Source organism: Acidithiobacillus sulfurivorans (genome assembly GCF_018853815.1).
Lineage (GTDB): Bacteria > Pseudomonadota > Gammaproteobacteria > Acidithiobacillales > Acidithiobacillaceae > Acidithiobacillus > Acidithiobacillus sulfurivorans.
Genome location: NZ_JAAOMP010000126.1, coordinates 1 through 14,334, shown reverse-complemented (window position 1 = coordinate 14,334; position 14,334 = coordinate 1). Strand labels below are relative to the sequence as shown.

General features: G+C 44.9%; 10 protein-coding genes and 1 pseudogene. 5 read left to right on the top strand and 6 right to left on the bottom strand.

Annotated features, from left to right (window positions below; translation table 11 throughout):
- Window positions 1–2 precede the first annotated feature (2 nt).
- The 5 genes from HAP95_RS11585 to HAP95_RS11565 all read right to left on the bottom strand — a co-directional run bounded on the left by HAP95_RS11585 (window position 3) and on the right by HAP95_RS11565 (window position 7,089).
- Window positions 3–959: a glycosyltransferase gene (locus HAP95_RS11585; RefSeq protein ID WP_215884362.1), complete on the bottom strand. Its 957-nt coding sequence runs from the start codon at window positions 957–959 to the stop codon at window positions 3–5.
- Between the two features lie 41 nt (window positions 960–1,000).
- Complete coding sequence (locus HAP95_RS11580; RefSeq protein WP_215884361.1) at window positions 1,001–1,903, bottom strand: glycosyltransferase family 2 protein; 903 nt, start codon at window positions 1,901–1,903, stop codon at window positions 1,001–1,003.
- A gap of 61 nt (window positions 1,904–1,964) precedes the next feature.
- Window positions 1,965–3,437: an oligosaccharide flippase family protein gene (locus HAP95_RS11575; protein ID WP_215884360.1), complete on the bottom strand. Its 1,473-nt coding sequence runs from the start codon at window positions 3,435–3,437 to the stop codon at window positions 1,965–1,967.
- A gap of 53 nt (window positions 3,438–3,490) precedes the next feature.
- Window positions 3,491–6,010, bottom strand: a complete 2,520-nt coding sequence (locus HAP95_RS11570) for a GumC family protein (protein WP_215884359.1) — start codon at window positions 6,008–6,010, stop codon at window positions 3,491–3,493.
- Window positions 6,011–6,021: 11 nt separating this feature from the next.
- Window positions 6,022–7,089: a polysaccharide biosynthesis/export family protein gene (locus tag HAP95_RS11565; RefSeq protein WP_226832742.1), complete on the bottom strand. Its 1,068-nt coding sequence runs from the start codon at window positions 7,087–7,089 to the stop codon at window positions 6,022–6,024.
- A gap of 775 nt (window positions 7,090–7,864) precedes the next feature.
- Here HAP95_RS11565 and HAP95_RS11560 point away from each other — a divergent pair.
- The 5 genes from HAP95_RS11560 to wbaP all read left to right on the top strand — a co-directional run bounded on the left by HAP95_RS11560 (window position 7,865) and on the right by wbaP (window position 13,875).
- On the top strand, window positions 7,865–8,971 hold the full coding sequence (locus HAP95_RS11560; RefSeq protein WP_215884358.1) for an NAD-dependent epimerase/dehydratase family protein: 1,107 nt from the start codon (window positions 7,865–7,867) through the stop codon (window positions 8,969–8,971).
- Complete coding sequence (locus HAP95_RS11555; protein ID WP_368356583.1) at window positions 8,958–9,956, top strand: NAD-dependent epimerase/dehydratase family protein; 999 nt, start codon at window positions 8,958–8,960, stop codon at window positions 9,954–9,956. Before HAP95_RS11560 ends, HAP95_RS11555 begins: the two co-directional genes overlap by 14 nt.
- 13 nt (window positions 9,957–9,969) lie before the next feature.
- Window positions 9,970–11,112, top strand: coding sequence for a glycosyltransferase family 4 protein (locus HAP95_RS11550; RefSeq protein WP_215884356.1), 1,143 nt, complete (start codon window positions 9,970–9,972; stop codon window positions 11,110–11,112).
- Window positions 11,109–12,278 carry a glycosyltransferase family 4 protein gene (locus tag HAP95_RS11545; protein ID WP_215884355.1) on the top strand — a complete coding sequence of 390 codons (1,170 nt, stop codon included), beginning with the start codon at window positions 11,109–11,111 and terminating at the stop codon, window positions 12,276–12,278. The genes HAP95_RS11550 and HAP95_RS11545 overlap by 4 nt, the downstream gene beginning before the upstream one ends.
- Window positions 12,279–12,396: 118 nt before the next feature.
- Window positions 12,397–13,875, top strand: a complete 1,479-nt coding sequence (gene wbaP, locus HAP95_RS11540; RefSeq protein ID WP_368356582.1) for an undecaprenyl-phosphate galactose phosphotransferase WbaP — start codon at window positions 12,397–12,399, stop codon at window positions 13,873–13,875.
- A 131-nt stretch (window positions 13,876–14,006) separates the two neighbouring features.
- Here wbaP and HAP95_RS11535 read toward each other — a convergent pair.
- A pseudogene (locus tag HAP95_RS11535) lies at window positions 14,007–14,334 on the bottom strand (hypothetical protein); the annotation flags it as partial.

The following is a 14,334-nucleotide window of genomic DNA, read 5'->3' as shown; positions in this document are numbered from 1 at the left end:
TATTATTCCTTTATCCTTTGGATGCGAATTAGGTTGTCAGGGAACCTCCATATCTGCATACCTTTATAGCGTCCTCGCAATGCATCCAGAAATTTACGGAAGGCCAAACTCCCTTCTCTGGGCCAATAACGCATTAATTGCAACAAACCGTAGCTGTCCCGGCTGCCAACCATGAGAACGTACATCATACAAGCGAAGCGTCCGAACATACTCAGGTATTTCAGAAGAAGATAAGTTTCGTTTTGCGCCCGTTTGCGAGTCGCGGCAGACCAGTAACCATCCTTTTGATCAGAAAATAGTTTGCCGGGGAAATGTTCCACCACCATGTCGGGATCATACCACTGCTTCAAACCTTGTTTTTTGAGTGCCAGGCCAAGCGCCAACTCCCAATACCACACCGTATCCTGTTGCCATTGCAAACGTTGATTGAGACCTGTAGCCATCAGAATATCATGACGATAAGCCGCATTAACCCCGGAAAGAAAGTCAACTTTTCGGGCACCCGAACAGGGTAAATGCTGATTGGCGATAATTTTTCCATACCAGGTAACCCTGCCCACCACATCGCAGTAAGGCGTATTTTCAAATTTAGATGACGCCGGCAAATCTCGTCCTCCCACACCCACGATCTCGGGCATACAAGCAAAAACTTTCTCTATCCTCCCCAACCAATCCGGGCGAGGCGCAGCATCATCGTGCGTAAAGGCAACCACATCACAGGGCATTAAATCTAAAGCTTTCAACATTGCCACAATAGGGCCGGATTGATCTTTGCAGATCAGGGTATAAGGGATAGCGATGCCCACTATGTTTTTCAGTAAATCAGCAGTCTCAGTATCCCGGGGATGAATCAAGATGAACAGCGCATCAAGCATGCGATTTTGCGCCATTAACGTCTTCAGCAGCCTTTCCATATCCCGGGGCCTGTTTCCACCATTTATTAAAACATTGATTTTCATATTAGCCTTTCTTAAAAATTTTTGAAATATAAAGATTTATATTATCTGCAGCATTGGGATGATTTGGCATGCTCTCTGATATAGCCCAATGCTTTAACGCTAATAAAAAAAGATTTTTTAATACCACCAAACCCGTCATGCTTTATTCTGGATAGCAACAAATGCGCCATGGAAATCACCAGAAAAATCAATGATTTCAACCGCTTATGATCCACCATATTGTAGCGCTTAAACGTCACATATATCCTTGATGACTCTGTATATGGACTATAATAATCTCTATTTACCAAAGAAGGATAATGGTACACGTTAGCTTTATCACAATATTTGACAACAGCTCCGTAATGGCGGCATCTGGCGCAAATATCCACTTCATCATAACCGTACACCAACAGGTCATCAAAACGGACCTTACTCAACATGGAACGGGGGAAAACGGTAGCCATTATATTTACTGTATTAAGCTCTTCACCAGGTTGATAAGATACATTTTGAAAGCCCAAAAAACTTTGATCATGCGGTTTTATAATCACCCCATCTTCTATCTGATTTCCAGTGATCATTGTTTTTTGTAAATTTAATTTGTCTTTGGCTACCAATTCGTCAACAGCAGCAACAAATCCAGGATCAATTTCAGAATCATCATCCAGAAAAATCAAGTACATACTGCTAGCACTATCAATGGCACAATTGCGGTTAGCGCCAAGCCCTTTTTTTGGACCAGAGACATATTTTGCAATGGGAAACTTCACCCGAATCATTTCCGCAGCCCTGGAGTCTGTGCTGTCATCAGAAACAATTATTTCATTGATTTCTTTCCCACAAGCAAGGACCGATAACAGACATCGCTCCAACTCATCTGGCCTGTTTCTGGTGCATATGCACACACCAAGATTACCCGCAATAGTCTGCTTGTTAATTGTTCTTTCACTTATTTCTAACATTTCACAAATCTCTTTACTTCTATACAACAACCGCGCCACCATGCAAAGAAATCTTCAACTATCATTTTTGTACCTCTTTAAATTTATTTCCAGCAATTTTCCCAAGCCATGTAAATATCGTATCTCTCAGCACCTGGGAAATATATCCTACCCAAATTATGGAAAGAATAATCAGCAATATTGAGAAAAAATACCAAGCCAATTCTGCTTTAGAAAAACTCCAAGCCAAAAATTCAGCAATAAAAATCCATGCCACTGATTGCCAAAATATTTTGTTCCTGAACAGGGGAAGTCCCGCCCCAAAAAACAAAAAAATCATATCCAGAACAGATACAAATAATAACCCAATACCTCCTCCAATCAAACCTAAATAATGAATGGCTGTCCACAGCACCAAAAAATATGGAAGTAACTCCAAAATACGCAATTTTGCTGCTATATCCGGGCGTCCACGTGCTTGCAACAACATTGAGGGGAAGTAATTCAAGCCGACTATCCAGATTGTTGCAGCGATGATCAATCCAACCGGTCCGGATTTTTCTGCTACCGACCAGCCCACCCAAATGCCGAGAAAAGGCTGCAAAATAAGAATGAGCGCACAAATCAAAGGCGTCTGAATAAGGATTAACAGGTCCAAGGAACGTAAGGTCGTATCTCGTGCATCATATTCATTCCCAGCCGACAATTTAGGGAACAATGCGCGAGTAACTGCGCCAGGCACTATGGCACCTTGCCGCGCCAGACGCTCTGGAATGGCAAAAAAAGTAACAGCAGCTGGACCCACCATACTCCCAAGCATAAATTTGTCCATGGCACCAGTTATCGGCACCACCATACTTGAAATAGTGGTCCAACCTCCATATCCCAACAACTTTTTTACCCAGTGCCACTGAGGTAACTCAGGCTTGACCGCCCCAAGAATCCGGATAGCTACAACGCCCATGGGCAACGCTCCAAACAACAATCTGGATAGTACCGTCACAGCGATAATCCATGTCAAATTGGGGCCGTGGAGATAGGCTGTCAATAACGGCAGGACTTGCAAAAAAAAAGTACCTGCTACGCCCAGTGCATTGAGCATCAAAAATTTTTGGCGGCCATCTATTACTCCGGAAAAAATTCCGCTTACTGTTATTACTGGAACCGCCAGCGCCAACCAAGGCAAAGCACCCACTACCGATGCGTGCATCTCGTTGGACATTTTGAACAGATGTTCGAATAAATAGTCTCCCAGAAAAAACAGGGCTCCCGCACCTATTATCCCCAATACCAGGTTGGTCCATACCCCTGTCCAGAAAACGCTGGCCATCTCTTTGTGATTAGAGAGTTTTGCAAACTGGTTAGCTGATGCCATGCCCAACCCAAGATCAAAAACCCCAAAGTAGCCCAGAAACAGCCAGACTATCGCCAGCACTCCGTATCCATCCACACCAATCAGATGTAAATACAAAGGAACAGTTACCAGCGAAACCACAACAGGCAATAAACTACCCATCAAGTTATACAATGAGTTACGCTTTAGGCTAGCGGTCATGACCCGGTATCCTCATCACCAGATTGGCGCTTACTGCGTGCGTTATTGTCATTTCAACGCCTTCTCTGGAACTGACTAATGAAGCTGCGCACTCGTCGCTCCATATCCAAACGCACGGAAGGTCTGGGGTGGTAGTGGTATACTCCTCCCTGAGAGGTTGGGGCCCCATTAATTAACAAAGCCTGTGGGCAACCAATTTCCGCCACCCCTTGCATATGCTCTTTAAAAGCCGACCGAGGGGTTTCACCGACGCGAATTACAGAGACCAAGCGGTCGACCAATCGAGCGATGATCAGCCCATCAGACAGCACTGGAAACGGTGGGGTATCTATGAGTACATAATCATAATCGGAACGAGCTTTATCAATTAGTTCAGCAAAACGCTCCTTGCCAATCAACTCCACTGGACTATCGGGAGTTTGACCAGAGGGCAAGCAAGTCAGCGGCACATCAAATCTAGTCATGACGCGCGTACAGTCCTCCAATTTTGCGTTTCCCGCCAGATATTCCGCTAATCCCGGACTTTGTTTGCAATCAAATGCCGAATGTAACTGTGGATTTCTGAGATCAGCATCAATCAACAGTACTCGTTTTCCGTCTTTCGCCAAAGCCACTGCCAACTGACTGACCACAGTTGTTTTTCCATCTCCCTGGAATGCTGATGAAAACATTAATATCTTGCTTGCATTTCCCGCCCTGGAATCAAGATAAAGCTTCCCGCGCAGCAAACGCAACGCTTCTCCATATGCGGAACGAGGATCAGAGGGAAATATTGGCTTGATTTTTGCCGAATCACCTACGCTCTGAAAAGCATCAGATTCTGGCAATTTTCCAAATAGTGGTATCGAAGAGTATCTGCTCAGAATGCCTTCATCCGAATGAAACCCTTTGTGCAGGAGAAACTTCGCAAAGACGACAGCGAGACCAAGGAGTAAACCCAAAAAAGCGCCTATGAGAACAGCCTTGGAAGCCTTTGGTGAAACCGGAACACTATGAACCAACGCCGTATCCAATATGCGATTTTTGGTAATTGTGCTCGCCCTACTGATGGCAGCTTCCTTCTGTTTTTCCAGCAAGAACATGTACAATTTACCTAATACTTCCGTGGATCGTGTGAGAGACAGAACCTGTAAGGCTTCTTTAGGATATTGCCCCATCTTGCTCTTGTATTGTTCAATCGCGCCATCCATCGACTTGAGTTGCTGTTGGGTTTGCACTTCCTGATTATGAATCACGCTGCTAATCGCAGATCTAATAGAAGCAATTTCCTTATCCAGTTGCTGCATTTCAGGGGCGCGGTCAGTGTACATGGTCGCTAATGAAGCCTTACGGTTTTGAGCAGTTACCAGCTTGTCAGAAAGGCCATTGAGCACACTATCATTCAACGAAGTGACCAAATAAGTATCAACATGACTGCCATCTTTACTACTGAGTTCGGAATACACTTGTTGAAGATTTTTTAGCTTTAGATCAAGAGCATTGCGTTGGCTTTCGTAATTGGTCATCTGGGTGATCATCGCCTGAGCATTCGATGTCACCGACAACAAGCCACTGTGGCTCTGATAGCCGGCCAGATTACTGTCCGCTGTTGCCAAAGCGGTCCGCACTTTTTCCAGTTGCCCATTCAAATAATCATAGGTGGAGGACGCTTGACCCGTAGCCCATGCATGCGTTTGTTCCAGATAACTCAACATCAGACTGTTCAGAAATCTTTGGGATACATAGGGATTGGGATTTTTGAAAGACAAATAGATCAAATAACTCAGCGTAGGTGCCCCACCACTATCCTTACTCTCTTGGCTTATCGAAATATTGCCCGAAAATTCCTTGTAAACAGCTAATGGAGAACTAACGGTTAAATGATATGTACTGTTATTACTCGGAATAAACCCTTGAGCATCAGGCTTAATGATTATACGTAAGTTGGGGCTTACCGCAGGCTCGCCAAGAACACCATTCAATATCAAATTGTTGCCATCGAATATTTGATAGTGACCATCTTTAGTAAACTTCAGATCCAATGACTTTCCATAGATATCAGGATTTACGGCTTCTGCAAGCGTAGCACGCAAACCGGTCTTCTGATGTTCATAAATATTAAAGGAATGACCGCTAACCAGCCAATACCAAAAATGGACTACAGGACTCTGATCTGGATTTAAAATCGAAACATTTACTCCCGAACGCACGATGGCCCGCTCAACCACCTGGCGACTTTGCATAATCTGGACCTGAGTCTCAAGGTTGGGGGCTTGAACCAAGCCAGGCACCAGTGACAGGCCTTCCGTGGCAGCAGACACGGCTGCTTGATCCTTTTCTGCATTACCCAGATAGACAGAACCGGAAGACTCGAATACGGGCACCGAAAATAGGGTAATAAGAATGGCCAGAACAGCACCAACACCGGCAAGTCCCAAGGGTAAACGCCAATGTCTTTTCAACGATCGAAGTAGTGCAGAAAGATCAATTTTTTCTCCCTCATCTCCAATACGTTCAGAGTTGTTGGCAATTGATGGCCGCCGTTGCAGATCAACGTTCTCGGACGGATGCATATTTTCAGTGTGATCAGTCACGGTATCTATTCCTAATTATTAGATTGAGACAAATACTTAATGGATACAAAAGGATTTAATATCCCTGATATGGCTTGCAATGATGGTAAAATTTGCTGTATTACCTGATTCCAGTTGCTGACAATCGTTTGCGGCACAAACACCACATCACCTGATTTCAGAAAAAATGGTGCTGCCTTCCCTTGGAGAATTGCCTGCGCATTGACTGTAATCAATTCTCCGCTGGCACCTTCCGAACGAATAATACGGATATCACTGAGTTGTGCATTGGTAAGGGAAGTGGTGTCCATGCCCGCTGAAGACAGTGCCTGCAACAATCCCAAGCGTCCATCTACAAAAGCCACAGGACCGGGCTTGTTTACCGCCCCGAATACAAAGGCCCTCATTGTGGCAACGCTGGGCACCACTACCGTGTCGCCACTTTCCAGGGGTATATTCTGGTTCAAATTGCCATCCCTGAGAAGCTGATGGAAGTTGACCGGCATCTTCTTGCCGTTTTGCACAATATAAGCTCCACGCAAATCGGCCTCTGGTAGATTCACGGTGCCACCCAAGGCCATGGCATCCAGCAGGCTCAGATTTCTATCAGAAAACTTCAGGCCAGGCGCAGTAAATTCACCGAGCAGATAATAGCGAATGCTATGTGCGACCTGAAGCTGAACAGTCACATCTGGATTAATAATGTATTTGGCATACATTCTGGTTAGTTTTTTCTGCAGCTGGGCAGTTGTCATACCAGCCACGTGAATCAGGCCGAGTTCTGGTAGTTGTATGTTGCCCTGATTCGTCACCAAAGCACCAGGGATGCCCGTACCATTTGTCACACCTGCAGCGGAAAGCATTGGATGCAGATAAACCGAGACCGATACCACATCTCCGGCTCCCAAATGATACGCTATGTCTGGATGGAGCATTTTTTTTATCGTACTGGCAGGTAAGGATTCGGGTTTAACAGCAATTACAGGACTTGGCAGTCTCTTTATAGAGACCACATGGTCCGCAGAAAAAGTCGAAGCGCAACCCGCCAGTAAAATTGGCACACCAGCAACCACCAGCAACAACCTTAATCTGTTGATCATATAGAATAATCCTTAAATACTAACAATACGTTATCAACTTGCCTGCATCTCAGCTATGACCTACAACCCAGACATACAAAAGCAATAGCAAACAAACCGTGATCACAAACAACCATAGCGCATTAAAAGCAAAAATCGTACCAACATACAAGAAGCCATATCAAGAAGCGTAAAAAAGATATACTATATTTAAAAACAATAAGTTGTAAATTTCAGTTCTGGAAAATTGAATACCGCACACTATGTTCAAGACTGCAGAAAAGGTCTTGTAACAAACAAAATAAAAATTATGTATCGCATAGCTTACAAATCGAAAATAATAACTAAACAATCGGCAGCTTCTCTGCTCAGATCCTCTTTTAATATAAATCTTCTCCTCTTCCCTTCGGCCAAACTGAACAAATCGGTTTTTAAAGTCAAGAAGATATCACTTAAAACAAACAAAGTAAGTGTCATCAGCAAGCAAGAGAAGGGAATGGATCAGTGATCCTGGCGTTAGCTACCAGTATAACAATGAACGTACGCTAAAAAAATCCCCAACTTACATAACGTTGCAACAATTTCAAGACAAAACTTACTATTGGATGTTACAAAAACAATACAACCCTATTCAGCCCTCTAAAGCATCATATTTTTTAACTTTATATTTTTATTGAATTAATTTTTTGGCACGTTAAATGCTTATATACCTGCCAAGGTGGGCATTCATACATCACACTTGACCTTATTAACTCATAGCAAGCTCAGTAACCTTAAAACAATTTGGAGAATGGCAATGACAACTGCAGATCACATACCCGCTGAATATGAACATCTTAATGAGTTTTTTGATGCCAAGAATGTTCTGGTTACTGGTGGCTTCGGCTTCGTTGGTGGCCATGTCACAAAACGTCTCGTTGATCTGGGTGCCAACGTGACAGTGGTCGATATCAATACAGATCCCCAACGAGATTCAATCATGAACTGCGCGTCCATGGATCTTCGCTCCAAGGTACTCGTCCAGAAAGCAGATGTGGTTGATGCTAACGCCATGAATGAAATCATTCATGAAGGCCGGTTCCACTTCATTTTTCATTTTGCCGCGTACGCTTCAGTGATTGAAAAAGCAGTAAGTGCGCCTTACGACACCATCATGGCTAATACCATGGGCTGGGTAAATGTTCTTGAAGCCTGCCGGACTGCAAATCATAAGCCAAACATGATTTTCCTGTCCTCCACAGATAAGGTTTATGGAGAGATGGAGGGCGATTCCTACACTGAACATTTAACCCCTCTCCGTGGCATCGGCGTGTATGATTCAGCAAAACTTGCCGCAGATGTATTTTCGAGAACTTATCACGAAGCCTTCGGCTTGCCGACAGTCACACTGCGCATGTGTAATATATATGGCCCCTATGATTTCAACATGGGTTACCGACTTCTACCTAAGGCCATGGCCAATATATTTGGAAACCCCGAGCCGACAGCTCCGGAGCTCTATTTTGATGCCATTGAACACCATCGCGACTATTTGTATGTAGACGATCTGGTCACAGCCATCTTGTTACTGGCTCATGGTAAAAAATGTCGTGGCGAAGTCTACAATCTTTCTGCTGGAACCTATCTGCCTACCCCACAAATGCTGAAAACCATCGTCGAGCAAGCCGTGCAAGTGGAAAAAGAATTTGACAGTGACCGGGCTGAAACCATCCTGAATAATGGTATATCCATACACGTACGCAGCACTGGCGCTACGGTACATGCCATTACCAAGCAACATCTTAATGGAAGCAAAATTGAAGATGCTACAGGTTTCAGGTCACAAACTGATTTTCTGAGTTCATTGCGCGAGACCATTCGCTTTTACCGTAATTATCTTAAAACCAAGAATGAAGGTTGCTGACATGAATCCATTCTGGAGTGGGCGCCCATGCCTCGTCACTGGGGGAGCCGGGTTTGGCGGCTCTCATCTTTGTGAGCATCTCCTGAATTTAGGAGCCCTAGTGTATGTGCTTGATCGCTGGTTACCCACCAACTCATATCTTGTCCTCACCGGCATGATATCGAAAGTCAATTATATTCAGGGCGACATCAGAGACATGGATCTGCTTCGCTTAACCTTGGAACGCTTTGAAATAAACACGGTTTTCCATCTTGCAGCGCAGCCTATCGTTCCCATCAGCAATATCCTTCCACAGGAAACATTCAGCATCAACGCTCAAGGCACATATACAATCCTGGAAGCTGTAAGAACAGTAAGCTGCACTGAACGACTTGTTTTTGCATCAAGTGGGGCCTATTACGGAGCCACATCAACCGATAATGCCATTCTGGAAACTCACCCACCGCTACCAGCTACCAACGTTTATGCACCTTCAAAAGTAGCAGGTGATGTGGCGGTGAGAACATACGCACATGTATATGGTATGAAAACTGCTGCGTGCCGTTTTATGAATACATATGGCCCAGGAGATAGTAATTTCAGTCGAATCATCCCCCGCGCAATTAAAAACATGATTACTAATGCACCCTATGACTTTGGTTCACGCGATGATGGTAGTTCGCAAATTGACTGTCTATACATCGGTGACATGGCGCACGCCTACACTAGTGTTGCCGAAAATCTGGAAACAATTGCTGGCGAGGCGTTTAATTTCGGGACAGGTATACCCACTGCTCTGAAGGAACTCACCAACAAGGCCTCTCAGGCATACGACGGGAAACAAAGGATACCTAAATTTTCCGGTCCTATTAAGTCTGTTCCATCCATTAAGTATCTCGACATCAGCAAATCGCAACAGAAACTTGATTGGTATCCAAAAACAGCGCTTACAGAGGGACTGGAGAAAACCATACATTGGTATCAGAAACACTGGGATAATTTTTAATCTGGAAAAAACAATGACATACAATATACGCACCTTACAACTAGGTTCATCATGGTTTCCCGAACATTCTGGGGGCCTCGAAAGATATTATTTTGATTTGATCCAGCATCTACCAACCCAAAACATTCAAAGTCGTGGTCTCGTAATTGGGACGAACGCAGTAGAAAAAAACACCAACAATCAGGTCAGAGCATTCTCACAAAAAAATTTACCCCTTTTGCAACGATTGTACAATGCACGCATCTCGACCAATAAACTAATCAATGAGTTCAATCCAGATCTTGTTTGTGTCCATTTTGCCTTATATGGTTTTCCTGCCTCTGATTTACTTTCACGACGGGCTCTAGTGGTCCACTTCCATGGTCCGTGGGCTCAAGAAACAGCAGTGGAAAATGGAAAAAACAGATCTGCCATAAAATATTATATTGAAAAAACAGTTTACCAAAAAGCAAACAAATTAATTGTTCTTTCTGAAGCATTCAAAGAAATCTTGATAAAAGATTATCGAATCCCGGCGGATAGAATTTCTGTCGTATCTGGCGCTATTGATACAGAAAAATTCAATATAACCATTGGTAAGTTAGAAGCTCGTGAAAAACTGGGATGGCCCACTGATAGACCTACTCTCTTCGTTGTCCGTCGTCTTTCCAGGCGGATGGGACTAGAAAACCTTTTAACCGCATTAAAAGAGGTGCGCAAGAAATTTCCTGATATACTGTTGATGCTTGCAGGCAAAGGTAATATTGCTAATGAACTTGCAAAAAATGCTGATGAGATGGGCTTGAAAAACAACATTCGCTTTCTCGGCTTCGTACCAGACGATAATCTTTCACTGGCTTATCGTGCCGCAGACTTCACTGTTGTTCCCAGCACATCTTTAGAGGGATTTGGTCTCATAACAGCAGAATCTATGGCAACTGGAACCCCTGTGCTGGTTACCCCCGTTGGGGGGTTGCCAGAAATCATAAGCCCTTTCAATCCTGAATGGATAACCAGAGATTCCGGGAGCGGGGCAATAGCTGATTCAATTAATAGTATTTTATCCGGGACAATCAAAACCCCTTCGCCTGAATCTTGCCAGGACTATGCAAATCGATACGATTGGAAAGTAGTTACTCCAAAGATTTCTGCCATTTACCGAGAGGCAATATCATGAATATTTTATTCGTTGATCAAACTGCAAAGCTCAGCGGTGGTGAATTAGCTCTTTTGGATATTGTTACACCATATAAAGGCGGTAGTAAAGTTATTTTATTTGAAGATGGTCCTCTCCGAGTTGAACTCGAAAAGCGTCAGGTTAAAGTTAAAACAATTATTCCAAATAATGCTCTTAATAACGTTCGTAGGGGTTCTCGTATTCCCATGGCAAGCCTCTCTTCATTGGTTCGTTTAGCCAGAAGCGTTGCTCAGGAAGCAAAAAATTTCGATTTTATCTTCGCAAACTCACAAAAGGCTGGACTTATCTCTGTTCTTGCTGGTCAATTGGCGCGCAAACCTGTCGTCTGGTACTTGCATGATATTTTGAGCTCCGAGCACTTTGGCAAGGCTCAATTATTTGCCGCTCGATATACTGCAAACAAGGCTACGCAAATTCTGGTCAACTCCAAGTCAACAAAAGAGGCGCTCCAGATTTTGACTGGTCGGACCGAGAATACTCATCTGGTTTATAATGCCTTTAATACGGAACCATTTTTCCAAACCACCAATTCTCAGGAAAATCATCGTGAATCCTTGGGCTTTGATAGCCGGCCACTGGTTGGTGTTTTTGGTAGGTTATCCCCCTGGAAAGGGCAGGATGTCTTCTTACGGACACTTGCTATGATGCCGAATGTACAAGGCTTAATTGTTGGCAGTCCCATGTTCGGGGAGGATGCTTACGCTCAACACCTGGACCAGGAAATCAAAACTCTTGGTCTGGAAAACAGAGTAAAGCTGCTCGGTTTTCGGAGTGACATCCCTGAACTCATGAGGACTTGCGATATTGTCGCACACACGTCGATTGCACCTGAGCCTTTTGGTCGCGTGATCGTTGAAGGTATGCTCTCCGGAAGGCCCGTAGTTGCCAGCAAATCCGGAGGGCCCAACGAAATTATAGAAAATGGCGTCACGGGAATGCTCTATACCCCGGGCGATGCTCAGGCTCTGCAATCTGTTCTTTCTGAGATCATTAATGAACCAGAACAGGCTTTACTAATGGCGCAACGTGGCAGGGAAACAGCTCTCAACCGGTTTTCCCTTGACAATATGCACAAACGTCTGGATGACATCATCACCGTTTATTTCAACCAGCAAAAAACAACCCTTTGTGGAGAATCTGTCTAGTTTCCGCAGAAGATATCATCATTGCTCTCGATAGTCGTCACAGGATATGCTGGTTCTTAGGTTTTCTCTGCGGCTGGCCTATCGGGAATTGTCCATGCCGAAGCTCGGAGAATGAACAATGGCCACGATAAGAACTAGCATGCGCACACACTCTACCTTCCAATGGTCTAGCTGGACGCCTTTTATTATGGCGCTGGGAGATGTATTGGCCTTTCTCGCCGCTTTTTACTTCGCCCGGCTTTCTCACGCATTCTATTATGATATTAATCCGTTGTGGGTTCTTCAGCATTGGTGGGGGAGCCTGGCTCAAATTAATTCATTGCTTTTTTTGATATTAACTGTCTCCGTCATCATCAGCTTTGCCATCAAGGGACATTATAGCCAAAGAAAATCTTTTTGGGATGAAGCAGGGGATGTATTAGCCGTTCTTATTCTTTTTATTGCTCTGAATTCAGCCGTCGCATTCATTGGAAAATGGCCTCTCTCAAGGCTTTGGTTATTTTCCACATGGGGTCTTGTGTTTTTGTTTTTACCCGTTGCCCGGCATTCCACGCGGTGGATGTTAACTCGTCTTGGGGCCTGGGCCAAGCCGGTTGTCATTATCGGTTGTGGAAAAAATGCGCTGGAAGCTATTCGTGCCCTGACCAACGAGCCCTTGCTGGGCTACTCCATCAAAAAAATCCTGATTCCGGACAACGCCTGCCTGTCAGCTGAAAGGCAAGATTACCCACTTGTTGGGATGGAGCCTCTGAGTCATGACCCGATCGGCCAATTAGCGGATTTAGGCAATCCGCATGTTGTTTTAGCTTTGGACATGGAGCAATGGGAAGCACAGGAAAAGTTGGTGCGTACCTTGGGTTTTGGTTATCCCCGTTTGACCATTGCACCACCCTTGCGGGGTTTACCGCTCTTCGGACTGGAAGTCATGCACTTTTTCAGTCAGGAAGTTTTCATGCTTCGGGTGCGCGACAACCTCGCTCGGCCCGGCCCACGTATTCTGAAACGTATATTTGACCTGCTTGCTGCGTCTTTGATCATCATTGCGGTCTCCCCTGTCCTTGCTTATTTATCCTGGAAAATAAAATCTGAAGATGGTGGAAAAATATTTTTCGCACAAGAACGGGTCGGCTATAATGGAAAAACTTTTCGTTGTTTCAAGTTCCGGAGCATGGTTCATGATGCCGAAGCAAAATTAAGTGAATATTTGGAAACCAACCCGGAGATAGCTGCTGAATACTCCAGAAATTTCAAGTTGAGGAACGACCCGAGAGTGACTCGAACCGGGCGTCTGCTAAGAGCCACCAGTCTGGACGAATTACCCCAGTTGTTCAATGTGTTACTGGGTCAGATGAGTCTGGTTGGACCACGCCCCCTGCTGGCACGCGAAATCAACCGATATGGTGACGGTATCAATCTCTACGCCCAGGTAAAGCCAGGTATAACGGGTCTTTGGCAAGTGAGTGGACGTTCGGAAACCACCTTTGCAGACCGGGCAGATCTGGATGCATGGTATGTAAAGAACTGGTCACTCTGGTATGACATTGTCATTTTGTTGCGCACCTTCAAGGTGGTTCTTTCGAAAGGCGGGGCATACTAGACTGACAAGCACCCCTCTCAAAAGCATGCTCTATCGAATATTGTTCCTATGGTTTTTAATGTGAAAGAGATGGGGTTACGGGCACAGAAGCCCCTGGCCTGTGAGGACCATTTTACGGGATCTTAAAGCGGTTATGCCGGATCGGGCAGGAATCCGAACTTGATCAGCTTTTTCATCCAGCGTGCGGCATTACGTTGTACGCTCAAGGCTTCATAATCGGTGGCGGCGTCCCGGTAATATGTGCCGCGAGAGAGCATGAAGTAGATGATGCGCAGCATTTTGTTGCGGCGCCAAACCAGCCAGCAAGTAGTCTCCGAAGCGCGCGATCTGTGCTTCCAGGGCTTCGATATGGTGCATCATTTCGTCCAGAACAAAACGATGGCAGGCACTCAAATCGCCCTGCAACGCATCCAGAATCTCCTCCCGGCTGGCCTTGAGGCGATGGCTCGCCAGGGACAG

What these genes read in the sequence shown, in the direction of transcription:
- HAP95_RS11585 (WP_215884362.1), bottom strand. Translation starts at nt 959, where the DNA reads ATGAAAATCAATGTTTTAATAAATGGTGGAAACAGGCCCCGGGATATG.
- HAP95_RS11580 (WP_215884361.1), bottom strand. Translation starts at nt 1,903, where the DNA reads ATGTTAGAAATAAGTGAAAGAACAATTAACAAGCAGACTATTGCGGGT.
- HAP95_RS11575 (WP_215884360.1), bottom strand. Translation starts at nt 3,437, where the DNA reads ATGACCGCTAGCCTAAAGCGTAACTCATTGTATAACTTGATGGGTAGT.
- HAP95_RS11565 (WP_226832742.1), bottom strand. Translation starts at nt 7,089, where the DNA reads ATGATCAACAGATTAAGGTTGTTGCTGGTGGTTGCTGGTGTGCCAATT.
- HAP95_RS11560 (WP_215884358.1), top strand. Translation starts at nt 7,865, where the DNA reads ATGACAACTGCAGATCACATACCCGCTGAATATGAACATCTTAATGAG.
- HAP95_RS11555 (WP_368356583.1), top strand. Translation starts at nt 8,958, where the DNA reads ATGAAGGTTGCTGACATGAATCCATTCTGGAGTGGGCGCCCATGCCTC.
- HAP95_RS11550 (WP_215884356.1), top strand. Translation starts at nt 9,970, where the DNA reads ATGACATACAATATACGCACCTTACAACTAGGTTCATCATGGTTTCCC.
- HAP95_RS11545 (WP_215884355.1), top strand. Translation starts at nt 11,109, where the DNA reads ATGAATATTTTATTCGTTGATCAAACTGCAAAGCTCAGCGGTGGTGAA.
- wbaP (WP_368356582.1), top strand. Translation starts at nt 12,397, where the DNA reads ATGGCCACGATAAGAACTAGCATGCGCACACACTCTACCTTCCAATGG.